The 15,215-nt window shown below is 73.0% G+C and carries 12 protein-coding genes; 9 read left to right on the top strand and 3 right to left on the bottom strand.

The features are described 5' to 3' along the window. Nucleotides 1-37: 37 nt before the first annotated feature. The 7 genes from mce (at nucleotide 38) to AMK18_RS14065 (ending at nucleotide 9,588) form a co-directional block, all read left to right on the top strand. Complete coding sequence (mce, locus tag AMK18_RS14095; RefSeq protein WP_018102605.1) at nucleotides 38-466, top strand: methylmalonyl-CoA epimerase; 429 nt, start codon at nucleotides 38-40, stop codon at nucleotides 464-466. Nucleotides 467-598: 132 nt separating this feature from the next. After that, a complete protein-coding gene (gene scy, locus AMK18_RS14090; RefSeq protein ID WP_073863033.1) occupies nucleotides 599-4,396 on the top strand; it encodes a polarized growth protein Scy in 3,798 nt (1,265 codons plus the stop codon). 186 nt (nucleotides 4,397-4,582) lie between these two features. Next, complete coding sequence (locus AMK18_RS14085; protein WP_018102607.1) at nucleotides 4,583-5,521, top strand: hypothetical protein; 939 nt, start codon at nucleotides 4,583-4,585, stop codon at nucleotides 5,519-5,521. Between the two features lie 76 nt (nucleotides 5,522-5,597). Then, on the top strand, nucleotides 5,598-6,590 hold the full coding sequence (locus AMK18_RS14080; RefSeq protein ID WP_073863032.1) for an ABC transporter ATP-binding protein: 993 nt from the start codon (nucleotides 5,598-5,600) through the stop codon (nucleotides 6,588-6,590). Nucleotides 6,591-6,592: 2 nt separating this feature from the next. Then, nucleotides 6,593-7,372, top strand: a complete 780-nt coding sequence (locus AMK18_RS14075; protein ID WP_026171458.1) for an ABC transporter permease subunit — start codon at nucleotides 6,593-6,595, stop codon at nucleotides 7,370-7,372. A gap of 147 nt (nucleotides 7,373-7,519) precedes the next feature. Next, nucleotides 7,520-8,725: an ABC transporter ATP-binding protein gene (locus AMK18_RS14070; protein ID WP_073863031.1), complete on the top strand. Its 1,206-nt coding sequence runs from the start codon at nucleotides 7,520-7,522 to the stop codon at nucleotides 8,723-8,725. Further along, nucleotides 8,722-9,588 (top strand): ABC transporter permease, encoded by an 867-nt coding sequence (locus AMK18_RS14065; RefSeq protein WP_073863030.1) that lies wholly within the window; start codon nucleotides 8,722-8,724, stop codon nucleotides 9,586-9,588. Before AMK18_RS14070 ends, AMK18_RS14065 begins: the two co-directional genes overlap by 4 nt. A 12-nt stretch (nucleotides 9,589-9,600) precedes the next feature. On the opposite strand, the gene AMK18_RS14060 is transcribed toward AMK18_RS14065, so the two are convergent. Next, entirely contained in the window at nucleotides 9,601-9,930 is a 330-nt protein-coding gene (locus AMK18_RS14060) for a hypothetical protein (RefSeq protein ID WP_026171459.1), read from the bottom strand. 198 nt (nucleotides 9,931-10,128) lie between these two features. Between AMK18_RS14060 and AMK18_RS14055 the strand changes: the two genes are divergently transcribed. Then, on the top strand, nucleotides 10,129-11,169 hold the full coding sequence (locus tag AMK18_RS14055) for an LLM class flavin-dependent oxidoreductase (RefSeq protein WP_073863029.1): 1,041 nt from the start codon (nucleotides 10,129-10,131) through the stop codon (nucleotides 11,167-11,169). Nucleotides 11,170-11,268: 99 nt separating this feature from the next. Here AMK18_RS14055 and AMK18_RS14050 read toward each other — a convergent pair whose 3' ends face one another. Next, nucleotides 11,269-11,661 (bottom strand): SCO5389 family protein, encoded by a 393-nt coding sequence (locus tag AMK18_RS14050; RefSeq protein ID WP_018102614.1) that lies wholly within the window; start codon nucleotides 11,659-11,661, stop codon nucleotides 11,269-11,271. A gap of 266 nt (nucleotides 11,662-11,927) precedes the next feature. Here AMK18_RS14050 and nucS point away from each other — a divergent pair, with 266 nt between their 5' ends. Next, nucleotides 11,928-12,599: an endonuclease NucS gene (gene nucS, locus AMK18_RS14045; protein WP_018102615.1), complete on the top strand. Its 672-nt coding sequence runs from the start codon at nucleotides 11,928-11,930 to the stop codon at nucleotides 12,597-12,599. An 86-nt stretch (nucleotides 12,600-12,685) separates the two neighbouring features. Here nucS and AMK18_RS14040 read toward each other — a convergent pair whose 3' ends face one another. Next, nucleotides 12,686-15,148, bottom strand: a complete 2,463-nt coding sequence (locus tag AMK18_RS14040; protein WP_073863028.1) for an ATP-binding protein — start codon at nucleotides 15,146-15,148, stop codon at nucleotides 12,686-12,688. Between the last annotated feature and the right edge of the window lie 67 nt (nucleotides 15,149-15,215).

The following is a 15,215-nucleotide window of genomic DNA, read 5'->3' as shown; positions in this document are numbered from 1 at the left end:
CCTTGCGTAACCGTCGGGAGCACGCTGCACTGTCCCCATGCTGACGCGAATCGACCACATCGGGATCGCCTGTTTCGACCTCGACAAGACCGTCGAGTTCTACCGCTCGACCTACGGGTTCGAGGTCTTCCACTCCGAGGTCAACGAGGAGCAGGGCGTACGCGAGGCCATGCTCAAGATCAACGATACGTCCGACGGCGGCGCCTCCTACCTCCAGCTCCTGGAGCCCACCCGGGAGGACTCGGCCGTGGGCAAATGGCTGGCCAAGAACGGGGAGGGCGTGCACCACATCGCCTTCGGTACGGCGGACGTCGACGCGGACGCCGCGGACATCCGCGAGAAGGGGGTCAGGGTGCTGTACGACGAGCCCAGGACGGGTTCGATGGGGTCCAGGATCACCTTCCTCCACCCGAAGGACTGCCACGGCGTCCTCACCGAACTGGTCACGGCGAAGAAGGAGCACTGACCCCAGCCATACCCGCCCGGTAGAGTGGGCTCTTCCGGGCCGGGGCCGGGTCGGGGGCGCGCCGCGTCCCCAGCCGTTGATCTGTCACCATTCCCCGAACGTTGAGAGCTCGGGGAAGGATGGGACCGCGCAGTGCGGGGCTACGAACGCCAGGAGAGCCACCGAGCTGAAGACGACCATCTCTCGCGGTTCGAGGCCGAGATGGACCGGCTCAGGACCGACCGGGAGAAGGCCGTCCAGCACGCCGAGGACCTCGGCTACCAGGTCGAGGTCTTGCGCGCCAAGCTGCACGAGGCCCGGCGCAGTCTGGCGATGCGTCCCGCCTACGACAGCGCGGACATCGGCTACCAGGCGGAGCAGCTGCTCCGGAACGCCCAGGTCCAGGCCGAGCAGCTGCGCAGCGACGCCGAGCGCGAGCTGCGTGACGCCCGCGCCCAGACGCAGCGCATCCTCCAGGAGCACGCCGAGCACCAGGCCCGCCTCCAGGCCGAGCTGCACAACGAGGCGGTCCAGCGCCGCCAGCAGCTCGACCAGGAGCTCGCGGAGCGCCGTCAGACCGTCGAGTCCCACGTCAACGAGAACGTCGCCTGGGCCGAGCAGCTGCGGGCCCGGACGGAGTCGCAGGCCCGCCGCCTGATGGAGGAGTCCCGGGCCGAGGCCGAGCAGGCGCTCGCCACCGCCCGGGCCGAGGCCGCCCGGCTGGCCGAGGAGACCCGTCAGCGCGCCGGTGCCGAGGCGGAGTCCGCCCGGGCCGAGGCGGAGTCGATCCTGATGCGGGCCCGCAAGGACGCGGAGCGGATGCTCAGCGCCGCCGCCGGCCAGGCGCAGGAGGCCACCAGCCACGCGGAGCAGCTGCGGCAGACGACGACCGCGGAGACCGAGCAGACCCGGCAGCAGACCACCGAGCTGAACCGGGCCGCCGAGCAGCGCATGCAGGAGGCCGAGACCCGGCTGCGCGAGGCGCGCCTGGAGGCGGAGAAGGTCCTCGCCGAGGCCAAGGAGGCCGCGGTCAAGCGACTGGCGTCCGCCGAGTCGCAGAACGAGCAGCGCACCCGGACCGCCAAGACGGAGATCGCCCGGCTGGTCGGCGAGGCGACCAAGGAGTCCGAGTCCCTCAAGGCGGAGGCCGAGCAGGCGCTCGCGGACGCCCGCGCCGAGGCCGAGCGGCTGCGCTCGGAGGCGGCCGAGGCCGCGCGCACCGCCGCCGCCGAGGACGCGGCGGCCCAGCTCGCGAAGGCGGCCCGGTCCGCCGAGGAGATCCTGACCAAGGCGTCCGAGGACGCGAAGGCGGCCACCCGGGCGGCGGGCGAGGAGGCCGAGCGCATCCGCCGCGAGGCCGAGGCCGAGGCGGACCGGCTGCGCGGCGAGGCGGCCGAGCAGGCCGACCAGCTCAAGGGCGCGGCCAAGGACGACACCAAGGAGTACCGGGCCAAGACGGTCGAGCTCCAGGAGGAGGCGCGCCGGCTGCGCGGTGAGGCCGAGCAGCTGCGGGCCGAGGCGGTCGCGGAGGGCGAGCGGATCCGGGGCGAGGCCCGCCGCGAGGCCCTTCAGCAGATCGAGGAGGGCGCGAAGACCGCCGAGGAGCTCCTTGCGAAGGCCAAGGCCGACGCGGAGGAGCTGCGCGGTACGGCGACGGCCGAGGGCGAGCGCGTACGGACCGAGGCCACGGAGCGGGCGGCCGCGCTGCGCAAGCAGGCGGAGGACGCGCTCGACCGGGCCCGCGCCGAGGCCGAGCAGCTGCGTACGGAGGCCGAGGAGCAGGCCGAGGCGGCGAGGACCGCTGCCGAGGAGGCGGCGGCCGCGCTGCGCGAGGAGACCGAGCTCGCCGTCGCGGCCCGGCAGGCGGAGGCGGCCGGTGAGCTGACCCGGCTCAAGGACGAGGCCGAGACCCGGGTCACCGCCGCCGAGCAGGCGCTGGGCGAGGCGCGTACGGAGTCGGAGCGCATCCGGCGCGAGGCCGGTGAGGAGTCCGAGCGGCTGCGCGCGGAGTCCGCCGAGCGGCTGCGGACGCTCCAGGAGCAGGCGGAGGCCGAGGCCCAGCGGCTGCGTGACGAGGCCGCGGCGGACGCCTCGCAGTCGCGTGCGGAGGGCGAGGCCGTCGCCGTACGGCTGCGCACCGAGGCGGCCACCGAGGCGGAGCGGCTGCGGACCGAGGCGCAGGAGACCGCGGACCGGCTGCGGTCGGAGGCCGCGGCGGCCGCGGAGCGCGTGGGCACGGAGGCCGCCGAGGCGCTGGCCGCCGCCCAGGAGGAGGCGAACCGGCGCCGGCGCGAGGCCGAGGAGACGCTGGACGCGGCCCGCTCCGAGGCGAACCAGGAGCGCGAGCGCGCCCGTGAGCAGAGCGAGGAGCTGCTGGCCTCCGCGCGCAAGCGGGTCGAGGAGGCGCAGGCCGAGGCGCAGCGCCTGACCGGCGAGGCGGAGACCCGGGCGGCCGAGCTGGTCGCGGCGGCCGAGCAGACCGCCCAGCAGGTGCGGGACTCGGTCAGCGGGCTCCAGGAGCAGGCCGAGGCGGAGATCGCCGGGCTGCGCTCGACGGCGGAGCATGTCGCGGAGCGGACCAAGTCGGAGGCCCAGGAGGAGGCCGACCGGCTGCGGGCCGACGCGCACGCCGAGCGGGAGCGGGCGGGCGAGGACGCCGCGCGCATCCGCCAGGTGGCCAAGGAGGAGACGGACGCCGCGAAGGCGATGGCGGAGCGTACGGTCTCCGACGCGATCGCGGAGTCCGAGCGGCTGCGGGCGGACACCGCCGAGTACAGCCAGCGGATGCGCACCGAGGCGTCGGACGCGCTGGCGTCCGCCGAGCAGGACGCGTCGCGCAGCCGGGCGGAGGCCCGCGAGGACGCCAACCGGATGCGGACCGAGGCGGCGGCCCAGGCCGACCTGCTGGTGTCCGAGGCGACCGCGGAGTCCGAGCGGCTGCGCACGGACGCGGAGCGCCAGGCGGCCCGGACGGTGGACGAGGCGGCGGGCGACGCGGAGCGGATGCGCGCGGAGGCTTCGGCCACGGTGGGCTCCGCGCAGGAGCACGCGGCGCGCACCCGGGAGGAGGCGGAGCGGCTGCGGGCGGACGCGGAGGCTGCCGCCGAGCAGATGCGGGCCGAGGCGCGCCAGGAGGCGGACCGGCTGCTGGACGAGGCGCGCGAGGCGGCGTCGAAGCGCCGGGCGGACGCGGCGGAGCAGGCGGACCAGCTCATCGCCAAGGCTCAGGAGGAGGCGCTGCGCGCCGCCACGGAGGCCGAGGAGCAGGCCGACACGATGGTCGGCGCGGCGCGCAAGGAGGCCGTGCGGATCACCTCCGAGGCGACGGTCGAGGGCAACTCGCTGGTGGAGCGGGCCCGGACGGACGCGGACGAGCTGCTGGTCGGCGCGCGCCGGGACGCGACACAGATCCGGGAGCGGGCCGAGGAGCTGAAGACCCGGGCGGAGACCGAGGTCCAGGAGCTGCACGACCGGGCGCGCCGGGAGACGGCGGAGCAGGTCAAGACGGTCGGCGAGCGCGTCGACAAGCTGATCAAGGCCGCCACCGAGCAGCGCGAGGAGGCCGCGGCGAAGTCCAAGGAGCTGCTGGCGGACGCCAATTCGGAGGCGAGCAAGGTCAGGATCGCCGCCGTGAAGCGGGCCGAGTCGCTGCTGAAGGAGGCCGAGCAGAAGAAGGCCAGCCTGGTGCGCGAGGCCGAGAAGCTGCGGGCGGACGCCGAGGCGGAGGCGAAGCGGGTGGTGGACGAGGGCCGGCACGAGCTGGAGGTCCTGGTCCGCCGGCGCGAGGACATCAACACGGAGATCTCCCGTGTCCAGGACGTGCTGGAGGCGTTGGAGTCTTTCGAGACCCCTGCGGCGGGCGGTAAGGGCGGGGGCTCCGCACCGGCCGCCGGCGTCAAGGCCGGGGCCGCGGCGGGCACTCGATCGAGTGGCAAGCAGTCCGATGGGTAGCCGACCGGCCGTCGTCCGTGGTTGCGCATGGACCGTCATTCGTCCGAGTGGCAAGGGTTACGGGGGGTCAGCCACTCAAAAGGGGGGTCATTCTGCAGATCAAACCGGCATCTGCTCGATGACACGCCGTTCCGGCCCCTAGGATTCCCTCTATCACCTCACCGGTCTCACTTCGACAGGAACCCCATGAGTGACCCTTCCTCCCCCTTCGGCTTCGAACTCGTGCGGCGTGGTTACGACCGCGGTCAGGTGGATGACCGCATTACCAAGCTCGTCGCCGACCGTGATAGTGCTCTCGCCCGCATCACATCGCTGGAAAAGCGCATCGAGGAGCTGCACCTCGAAACGCAGAACGCCCAGGCCCAGGTGAACGACGCGGAGCCGTCGTACGCGGGTCTCGGCGCGCGTGTGGAGAAGATCCTCCGTCTGGCCGAGGAGGAGGCGAAGGACCTGCGCGAGGAGGCCCGTCGCGCCGCCGAGCAGCACCGCGAGCTCGCCGAGTCCGCCGCCCAGCAGGTGCGCAACGACGCCGAGACCTTCGCCTCCGAGCGCAAGGCCAAGGCCGAGGACGACGGTGTGCGCATCGTGGACAAGGCCAAGGGTGAGGCCACCGCGCTGCGCGCCGACGCGCAGAAGGACGCGGCGCAGAAGCGCGAGGAGGCCGACGCCCTCTTCGAGGAGACCCGCGCCAAGGCCGCCCAGGCCGCCGCGGACTTCGAGACCAACCTCGCCAAGCGCCGCGACCAGTCGGAGCGCGACCTCGCGTCCCGCCAGGCCAAGGCCGAGAAGCGACTCGCCGAGATCGAGCACCGCGCCGAGCAACTGCGCCTGGAGGCCGAGAAGCTGCGCACGGACGCCGAGCGCCGGGCCCGTCAGACGGTCGAGACCGCGCAGCGCCAGTCCGAGGACATCGTGGCGGACGCCAACGCGAAGGCCGACCGCATCCGCAGCGAGTCGGAGCGCGAGCTCGCGGCCCTCACCAACCGCCGCGACTCGATCAACGCGCAGCTGACCAACGTCCGCGAGATGCTGGCGACGCTGACCGGTGCCGCGGTGGCCGCCGCCGGCACCCCGGCCGACGAGGAGCCCGCCTCCCGCGGCGTCCCGGCCCAGCAGACCCGCTGATTCCCGCTGCCGCGTCCGCGTGCCCGGTTCCGCCCTTGTGGTGGCGCCGGGCACGCGGCCGTTCTAGCGTGAACGCATGATCGAGCTCGATGGCCTCACGAAGAGGTACGGGAACAAGGTCGCCGTCGACCAGTTGTCGTGCGTGATCAAACCGGGAATGGTGACGGGTTTTCTGGGACCCAACGGGGCGGGCAAGTCCACCACGATGCGGATGATGCTCGATCTCGACAACCCCACCAGCGGTTCCGTGCGGATCGACGGCAAGCACTACCGAGAACTCCCCGAACCGCTGAAGTACATCGGGGCGCTCCTGGACGCCAAGGCGATGCACGGCGGGCGCAGCGCGTACAACAACCTGCTCTGCCTGGCGCAGAGCAACCGCATCCCCGAACAGCGGGTGGCGGAGGTGCTGGAGACCGTCGGCCTGACCGCGGTGGCGCGGAAGAAGTCCAAGGGCTTCTCGCTCGGCATGGGCCAGCGCCTGGGCATCGCCTCGGCGCTGCTCGGTGACCCCCGGATCCTGATGTTCGACGAGCCGGTGAACGGTCTCGACCCCGAGGGCATCCACTGGATCAGGAACCTGATGAAGACGCTCGCCTCGCAGGGCCGGACGATCTTCGTCTCCTCGCACCTGATGAGCGAGATGGCGCTGACCGCCGACCACCTGATCGTGATCGGCCAGGGCAGGCTGCTCGCCGACACGTCGATGGCCGACTTCATCCAGGAGAACTCGCGCAGTTACGTCCGGCTGCGCTCCCCGCAGCAGGAGCGGCTGCGCGACGCGCTGCACCAGGAGGGCGTGGTCGCCGTCGAGGCGGACGGCGGCACGCTGGAGGTGGACGGTGCCACCACCGAGGACCTGGGTGAGCTGGCCGCCCGGCACGCGATCACGCTGCACGAGCTGAGCGCCCAGCGGGCGTCGCTGGAGGAGGCGTTCATGCAGATGACGGCGGGCTCCGTCGAGTACCACGCGCACTCGGAGCCGGGCGGGGGCGCACCACCGCCGCCCGAGGGCCCGCAGTGGGGCGAGGGCTGGGTCCAGCGGCCCGGCGGCGGAGAGGGGGCGTGACGATGGCTTCGGTGCCCGCGGTCCTGACCTCCGAATGGACCAAGATCCGCACGGTCTCCTCCACCACATGGACGCTGATCTCGGCGTTCCTGGTCACCGTGGCGATGGGCGCGGCCCTGTGCGCGGTGATGAACGCCCAGTTCGATGATCTGTCGGAGGCCGAGCGGCTGACCTTCGACCCGACGTTCATCAGCTTCTCCGGGATGATCCTCGGCCAGCTGGCGATGGTGGTGTTCGGGGTGCTCGTCGTCGGTACGGAGTACAGCTCCGGCATGATCCGCACCTCGCTGGCGGCCGTGCCGCGGCGGGCGACCTTCCTGTTCAGCAAGATGCTGGTGGCCGGGGTCCTGGCGCTGGTGGTGGGGCTGCTCACCAGCTTCGTCACGTTCTTCCTCGGCCAGGCGCTGCTGGGCGACCACGGTACGGACATCGGCGCGGACAACGTGCTGCGCGCGGTGGTCGGCGGCGGCCTCTACATGGGCCTGATCGCGCTGTTCTCCATGGGGGTCACGGCGATGCTGCGCAGCTCGATGCTGTCGCTGGGCATCCTGGTGCCGTTCTTCTTCCTGGTCTCGCAGATCCTGTCGGCGGTGCCGGGCGCCAAGAAGGTCGCCCAGTACTTCCCGGACCAGGCGGGCTCCAAGATCATGCAGGTGGTGCCGGACGCGATGAACAGCGATCCGGCGCCGTACGGGCCGTGGGCCGGGCTGCTGATCATGGTGGGCTGGGTGGCGGCCGCGGTGCTCGGCGGCTACCTCGTACTGAAGAAGCGGGACGCCTGAGGGCCCCGTACGACAGGGCGGCCCGGGACTCGCCCCCGTAACGACTTGGCCGGAACCGTCAAGGCGCGGATATCCTCCTAACTCTTACGGGGGCGTACGGCCGGACGGCGTGTGCCCCGACGACAGATAAGTCGATGGGGCTGGAGCATGATCGAGGCAGTCGGCCTGACCAAGCGCTATGGCGCGAAGACGGCCGTGTACAACCTTTCCTTCCAGGTGCGGCCGGGGGCCGTCACCGGGTTCCTCGGTCCCAACGGGTCGGGCAAGTCGACCACCATGCGCATGATCCTCGGCCTGGACCGGCCGACGGCCGGCCGGGTGACCATCGGCGGCCACGAGTTCCGGAGCCTGCCGAACGCGCCCCGCCAGGTGGGCGCCCTGCTCGACGCGAAGGCGGTGCACGGCGGGCGCAGCGCCCGCAACCACCTGCTCTCGCTCGCCCAGCTGGCCGGCATCCCGGAGGCCCGGGTGGACGAGGTGCTGGGCGTCGTCGGCCTCCAGGACGTGGCCCGTAAGCGCTCCAAGGGGTTCTCGCTGGGCATGGGGCAGCGGCTCGGCATCGCGGCGGCGCTCCTCGGCGACCCGCAGGTGCTGCTGTTCGACGAGCCGGTCAACGGCCTCGACCCGGAGGGCATCCTCTGGGTCCGCAATCTGATGAAGATGCTGGCCTCCGAGGGCCGCACGGTCTTCGTCTCCTCGCACCTGATGAGCGAGATGGCCCTCACCGCCGACCACCTGATCGTGATCGGGCGCGGCCAGCTGATGGCCGATATGAGCGTCAAGGACTTCATCTCGGCCAACTCGGCCGACTTCGCCCGGGTCCGCGTCCCGGACGAGACGCCGGAGCAGCGGGAGAAGCTGACCACCACGCTGACCGAGGCGGGCGGCCAGGTCCTGTCGGAGCCGGACGGGGCCCTGCGGGTCACCGGCCTGGCGCTCCCCCGCATCAGCGACCTGGCCCACGAGTCGGACGTCCGGCTCTGGGAGCTCTCGCCGCACCAGGCCTCGCTGGAGGAGGCGTACATGCGGATGACGCAGGGCGCCGTGGACTACCGCTCGACGGTCGACCAGCGGGCCCACCTCCAGCAGCAGCCGCCGCATCCCGGCTACGGGCAGCAGCCGGGGTACGCCCCGCCGCCGCAGCAGCCCGTGCCGGACGTGCCGCAGCAGGGCTGGTACGCCCCGCCGCCGCCCGGACAGAACCCGTACGCGGCCGGTGCGCCGGCCCAGGCGCCCGTGCCCCCGGCCCAGGCGCCCGCTCCCGCCCCCACCGCTCCCGCCCCGGCGGCGCCCGCCGAGGCCCCCGCCCCCGCAGACCTGACCAAGCGCGAGACCAGCGAGGACCCCCGATGACCACGCCGCCGGCGCCGCAGGCGCCGTACCAGCAGCCCGCACCGCAGCAGGCGTACCAGCAGGGGCAGGGCTTCTACGTCTCGCCGATCCCGCTGCGTCCCGCGACGTTCGGGGACGCGGTCGCCTCGGAGTGGACCAAGATCCGGTCCGTGCGCTCGACCATGTGGACGCTCGGAGTCATGACCGCGCTGCTGCTGGTCATCGGAGTGCTCGCGGCCGTCACCGTCTCCGCGTCCGACGCGGACCTGGGCGAGACGCCGGTGCTGAGCCTCGGCTTCTTCGGGGTGCTGCTCGGCACGATCTGTGTGATCACGCTCGGCGTGATGACGATCGCCTCGGAGTACGGCACCGGCATGATCCGTACGACGCTGACGGCCTGCCCGAGCCGGGGCCGGGTGCTCGGCGCCAAGGCGCTCGTCTTCTTCCTGCTCACCTTCGTCATCACCACGGTGATGACGTCGGTGGTCGCCCTGATCCAGTCGTCCATGCTGGACGCGGTGTCGCCGACCAGCGGGGAGTGGCTGCGCGCCACGGTCGGCGTCTCGCTCTACGTGGCGACGCTGGGGCTGCTGGCGCTCGCCGTCGGCGCGCTGATCCGGCACTCGGCCGGCGCGATCACGATCATGATCGGCGTGGTGCTGCTGCCGCTCGTGCTGGCCATCTTCATGTTCGCGTCGTCGCTGGCGACGGTCCAGGAGAAGCTGCTGGAGTACTCGATCCCCAACCAGCTGAGCGTCTTCTACGACAACTCGGTCACGTCGTCCGGCGGCCCGTCCGGCTGGCAGCCGCTGTGGATCCTGCTCGTCGTGACGGCGGTGGCCATGGGCGGGGCGTACCTGTCGATGAACCAGCGCGACGTCTGAGGCCGCGCCGCCTCAGTAGCGGGGCGCGTTCCGGGACCGCTGCACCTTCGTGGTGCGGCGGTCCTTCGCGTTCCAGCAGGCCTTGTGCCAGTGCCTGCGGTCGTCCACCCCGCCGTACTCGGACCAGGCCACCAGATGCGGGACGCCGGACGGGATCTCCTGGTCGCAGCCCGGGCAGCGGTAGCGCTTGCCGGCCGCGCTCGCGCCGCTGACCGGGCGCACCGACCACTCCTCGCCCTGCCACTCCTCCGTACGCCCTCCCCCGCCGTACCGGTCCGCCGACTCGCTCGCACTGTCGTTGGGGCTCTCGCCGCCTCGGGGGCGGTTGCGGCGCGGGGACACGTTTCACCTCACGGAACGGGCAGGGCGGGACCCGTCCAGCGTAGGGCCATTCGGGCGGGGTACCCGCCTCCCTGGGTTCGTGGCGCCAGCGGTTACCGGAAAATCGCAACAACTCCGCGCCGGACCGTGCCTTTGGCACGTGTCAGACGTTGTTGCCAGTAGGGGAGAGCCGCGGCGGCCGCAAGGAGGCAATTGGCGATGCGTGTCGGAACGTTCGTACTGGCGGCCCAGTTTCCGGGCCAGGGGCCGGGGGAAGCGCTGCACCGCGCGATCCGGTCCGCCGAGGTCGCCGAGGAGTCCGGGCTCGACTCGGTCTGGCTGGCCGAACATCACTTCGTGCCGTACGGGGTCTGCCCGTCCGCTGTCACCCTGGCCGCGCAGCTGCTCGGCCGGACCCGCCGCATCCGCGTCGGTACGGCGGTGAGCGTGCTGCCCACGCAGCACCCGGTGGCCCTCGGCGAGCAGGCCGCGCTGCTCCATCTGACCAGCGGCGGCCGGTTCAGCCTCGGCGTCGGCCGGGGCGGTCCGTGGGTGGACCTGGAGGTGTTCGGCGGCGGACTGGAGGCGTACGAGAAGGGGTTCCCGGAGTCCCTGGGGCTGCTGCTCGACTGGCTGCGGAAGCCGCGCGTGGCGGGCCGGGGCGAGCGGTACCCGTTCCGCGAGGTCGCGGTCGTCCCCCGGGCCGACGAGCTGATCGACGCGGACGGGGCGGAGGGGGCCGGGCCCGAGGTGATCGTCGCGTGCACCTCCCGCAAGACCGTGGAGCTCGCCGCCGACCAGGGGCTGCCGATGCTGCTCGGCATGCACTGCGGGGACGAGGACAAGGCGGAGATGGTGGCGCTCTGGCGGTCCCGCGCGCTGGCGGCCGGCCACGCGCCGGAGCGGGTCCACGGGGCGGGGCACGTCTCGGCCGGGGTGGCCCAGATCGCCGACCGCACCGAGGACGCCGTCGAGACGCTGGTCAAGGCGATGCCGGGCTGGCTGCGCCAGGGGCTCGGCGCCCATGTCACCGTCGACGGGCGGCACCGCGTGATGCGGGACCCCGTCGGGTACGCGGAGCTGCTGTGCGGCCTTCATCCGGTGGGCACGCCGGAGCTGGCGGCCGAGCGCCTCGCGGTCACCGCCGAGCGCACGGGCATCACCCGCTTCGCGCTCCTGGTGGAGGGTTCCGGAGATCTCGTCGCCACGGAGGAGAACGTAGCGCGGCTGGGCACGGAGGTACGGCCACTCCTCGAATGACCCCCGCGCACGGACGGAAGGGTGTACGGCGGTGCGCTTACGGAGCCGCCGCCCCGGACCAGTTGCACCTCCCGCGGCCCGGAACGGCGACGGAAGCGTTCAGCAGTCCCGTAGTTCGGGCGACTGGTTGAGCAACTGGCCCCTCACCGAGGTGAACTTGGCCAGTCGGTCGTCGACCGAGGCGTCCAGCGGGAACACCGCGACGCGGTGGCAGTTCTGGAATGCGAGACGCACCCCGAAGTGCCGCTGCAGCGCTCCGCGTATCGCATCACTCGCGAGCGCGCGCAGCAGCTGACCACGTGCCTGCTCGTTGGGCGGCGGCGTCTGGTTGTCGGCGAACTCCCCGCCGTCGACCTTCAGCTGAGCCACCAACGAGCTGATCATCTCCCATGCGTAGGGCAGGGAGGTCCGGACGCAGTCGACGAAGTCGGCTTCGTCGACCTCGCCTCGCTCGGCCTGTTCCAACAGAGCCGGTGAGACGTCGAGCGACATGGGTTCTCCTCTCGCGGCCCCGGCGGATTACCGGAGCCTTACGGGCAGGGAAGAAGGCCGACGACGACGCAGCGTGCACGCACGGCGACCTCCCGCTTCCACGGTAAGGGCGCAGTCCGGGCCGCACCAGGAGATTGGGAACACAACCGGCCAATAACGAAGGGGTTCAAAGAGGGGCAAGACAGAAAGCGTCAACTCCGGAAGGGACGGGAGTGACGGATGGGTGAATCGCGCCGGGCCCCCGACGTCGAGTAGCGTTGCCGACCATGCGTCTCGTCATCGCCCGCTGCTCCGTGGACTACGCCGGCCGGCTCACGGCCCACCTGCCCTCCGCTCCCCGCCTCATCCTGGTGAAGGCGGACGGGAGCGTGTCGATTCACGCCGACGACAGGGCGTACAAACCGCTCAACTGGATGTCGCCGCCCTGCACCCTGAAGGAGGGCAGCGGCGACGCCGAGGGCGTCTGGACCGTGGTGAACAAGGCGGGCGAAAAACTGATCATCACGATGGAGGAAATCCTCCACGACTCGAGCCATGAACTGGGCGTCGACCCGGGCCTGATCAAGGACGGTGTCGAGGCGCACCTCCAGGAACTGCTCGCGGACCGCATCGAGACCCTGGGCGAGGGCTACACGCTGATCCGCCGCGAGTACTTCACGGCGATCGGCCCGGTCGACATCCTGTGCCGCGACGCGGACGGGCAGACGGTGGCCGTCGAGCTGAAGCGGCGCGGCGACATCGACGGCGTCGAGCAGCTGACGCGCTATCTGGAACTCCTCAACCGCGATCCGCACCTGGCCCCGGTGAAGGGCATCTTCGCGGCCCAGGAGATCAAGCCGCAGGCCCGCGTCCTGGCCACGGACCGCGGCATCGGCTGCGTGGTCCTGGACTACGACGCGATGCGAGGCATCGAGGACGACAAGCTCCGCTTGTTCTGAGCGCAGGGGCCGGACGGGCGGGCATTTCAAGCCCGTCCGGCGCTTGAGGACGGAACCCTCGGGCCGGGGGCCGGCGCACTCTCGGACTACTCCCCCGTGGGGCTACCGCTCGCCGCACCCGTGGACCCACTCGCCTGCTCAGGCGTCTCCGGCTTCGTGGGCGGCTCTTCCGGATCCTCCGTCGGAGACTCCGTCTCCGTCGGCGTCTCGGTGGGCGTCGGCGAGCCCGCCGTCTTCGTGGGCGTCGGCGAAGAGGACGTCGGCGGCTTGTGGGACGACTCCGTCGCGCGCGGCGACGACGGCGATCCGGAGGACGACGGCGTGTCCGGCGCCGAGGACGTCGCCGAGGGCGTCACCCCGCCGACCGGCGCCGATTCGCTCCCCGTGGCGGACGGTGTCACCGAGGCCGACGCGGACGCGGATCCCGAGGGCGCCTCGGTCGTGGACGGCCCGTCCGCCGGCTCCCCGGTGTCCACCTCCTCGTCGTAGATGCCGTCGTCCGGCGCCTCCTGCTCGGTCGACGTACCGGCCCCGCCCTGCGGGTCGCTGTTCGACGTCAGCCCGAGCGTCACCACCGTGCCGAGGACCCCGGCCAGCAGGACCCCCGCCCCGGCGGCGACCAGGTTGCGCCGGGCCCCGCCGATGAGGGCCAGCGGCCCGCCCCGCGCCGCGCCCTTGCCGCCGCCCGCCGCGGGCGAAGGCACCGCCACGGTCATCGGCTCCTGCCGGGGCACCGCGGCGGTGTCGGCGAACGCGCTCGTCATCGAGACCGGCACGACGGCGGGCAGCCCCAGCGGCGGCGACGCCTCGAACGCCCCGTCGGCCGCCGGACCCGCGGCCCGGTCCTCGACCAGCGCGAGCGCGCGCCGTCCGGCCACCGCGCCGCTCTTGTCGGCGAGCGCCCCGCGCATGCTGATCGCGGTCTCCAACTCGGCCCGGGCCCGGTCGGGGTGACCGGTACAGAGCGCGAGGACGCCCAACTCGTGGTGGAAGTACGCCTCTTCCGCGACCTCCCCGGCGAGCCGTCCGGCCTCCTGGCCGATCCGGAGCGCCCGTTCCCAGGCCCCCCAGAGCAGCCCGGCCGCGAAGGCGGGCGCCGCGCTGCGGGCGAGGAGCACGGCGGCGCTCGTCCCTCCGGCCCCCTCCCCCGGCACCAGCCGGGCCAGGGCGGCGATGATCGCGTCGGCCTCGGCGGCCGCCCGTTCGGGGGTGACCGAGGGGTGCCCGGTCCACCAGGCGTAGTGCTGGGCGGCGGTGCGGGCGCGGTCGGCGGCCTCGTCCTCGTAACCGGCCGCCGCCAGCTGGGCCAGGACCCCGGCGGCCAGCCGGTAGCGGGAACCGGACGGGGAGAGCAGCCCGCAGCCGGCCAGCTCACCGAGGGCGGCGTCGGCGTGGGTGTCCCCGACGAGCGCGGGCAGATGGGCCTGGTGCGGCACCTCGCCGCCGAGGGCCACGGCGAAGCGCAGCGTGTCCTGGGCGGCGCCGCTCAGCCGGGAGGCGAGCAGGGCCGCGGGCGCGGCGCCCTCGCCGAGGCTGGGCAGCGGCACCTCGGACTCCCCGGCCGCCTCGGGCGCGGGCGGCGCGTCGGCGGGCCGGTTCTCCAGATAGCCGTACTCGTCGTAGGCGGTGGCGTCCGTGTGCAGCTGGTCGCGCTGGCGCAGCAGCGCACCGGCCTGGACGAAGCGCAGGGGCAGGCCCTCGGACTCGAACCAGAGGTCTCCGGCCCAGTTGGCCTCCTCCTCGGTGAGCTGCCGTTCGACCACCCGGCGCAGCAGGTCGAGGGAGGTGGCGCGGTCGAGGCCGGTGAGGAAGACCTCTTCGAGCGCGGAGTCGGCGCCGGGCGCGGCGACCTCGGGCGTGGCGGCGAGCAGGAAGGCGCACTCGGGGGTCGCGTCGAGGAGTTCGTCCAGGGCGGCGCCGCCGAGCTCCAGGTCGTCCAGGACGACGACGGCTCCGGTGGAGCGCAGCGTCTCCAGCAGGAGCGCCCGGTCCGGCCGGTGCAGGGGGGCGTCGTGGACGGCGTCGAAGAGCGCGTACAGCAGATCGGTGGCGGTGCGCTTGTGGCCGCTGAGGCGGACGACCCCGTCGGGCGCGAAGTCCGCGCAGTCGGCGGCGACGGCGTCGAGCAGGGCGGTACGGCCGGAACCCGCCGGTCCGGTGAGCCGGACGGAGCGGCCGCGGGCGAGGAGGCGGGTCAGCCGTTCGCGTTCCTCGTCGCGCCGCAGCAGCGGGAGCTGGAGGACGGGCGGGCCCGGCGGGACGGGGGGCGTCGCGGCGCGGGCCCGGGCGGCGCGCTCCTCGGGGGTGCGGCGGACGGGCGCGGCGGGCCGCTCACCGGGCGGGCACGGCTCGACCTCGCTGCCGTCGACGGGGTTGACGGTGAGCGTCAGGTCGCCGGCGACGAGGGTGACCATGCGGACCTGCTGCGGTGTTTGCTGACCGAAATCCGGGGTCAGTGGATCGCGGGAGGGGCGGCGTCGGCCGGCCTCGTCGGCGAAGTCCTTGCTGTCGTGGCCGAACTCTTCCGGCCCCCGGTGTATCGGGTCCATCGCCAAAGCCCCCAAGACGTGTCGAGCGCGGTTGTCCCTCCCGGCCTCGCACGTCCAGATGCCGCCC

The sequence above is a fragment of the Streptomyces sp. CB01249 genome, from assembly GCF_001905735.1.
In the GTDB taxonomy this organism is placed as follows: domain Bacteria; phylum Actinomycetota; class Actinomycetes; order Streptomycetales; family Streptomycetaceae; genus Streptomyces.
This window is presented reverse-complemented; position numbering and strand designations above follow the sequence as displayed.